Origin of the sequence: Paraburkholderia sp. SIMBA_053, from assembly GCF_046534895.1 — a bacterium.
Classification (GTDB): Bacteria; Pseudomonadota; Gammaproteobacteria; order Burkholderiales; family Burkholderiaceae; genus Paraburkholderia; species Paraburkholderia caledonica.
This window is the reverse complement of record NZ_JAWRXU010000080.1, coordinates 1-517: the sequence shown is the minus strand read 5'-3', so window position 1 is coordinate 517 and position 517 is coordinate 1. Positions and strand designations below refer to the sequence as shown.

The 517-nt window shown below is 60.0% G+C and carries 1 protein-coding gene; it reads left to right on the top strand.

Going from position 1 to position 517, the window contains the following annotated elements:
• The coding region (locus tag SB753_RS34640) for a sensor histidine kinase (protein WP_410804543.1) at positions 1 to 517 on the top strand (517 nt) is incomplete at both ends.

Genomic DNA, 517 nt, shown 5'->3' with positions numbered 1-517 from the left:
GGCAACGTCACGGGCGTGGCTTCCACCGAGCGCGACCTGACCGAGCGCAGCATGAGCAATGCCTATCTGCGCGAACGGGCGGAGCAACTGGCGCTGGCCGACCATCGCAAGCACGAATTTCTCGCCGTGCTTCGACACGAGTTGCGCAACCCGCTCGCGGCACTCGTATCGGCGACGACTTTGCTGAGATCGGCAGCCAGCGACGATGCGGGGAAAACCTGGGCCACGGGAGTCATTGAGCGTCAGGGAAAAGCACTGGTGCATCTGGTCAATGACATGCTCGATCTCACGCGGATCACGAGCGGCAATATCGAACTCAACCGGCAGACAGTCTCGCTGAAAACGGTGGTGCAAAGCGCGATTGAGGTTTGCCAGCCAATTGTCGACGAGCGCAGGCACAGCCTGTCTGTTTCGTTGCCGCCGGAACCTGTGTTTTTATACGTGGATGCAACCCGCCTGTCGCAGGTCATCGAGAACATCGTCATCAACGCGGCGAAATTTACCGCCCCTGGCGGAT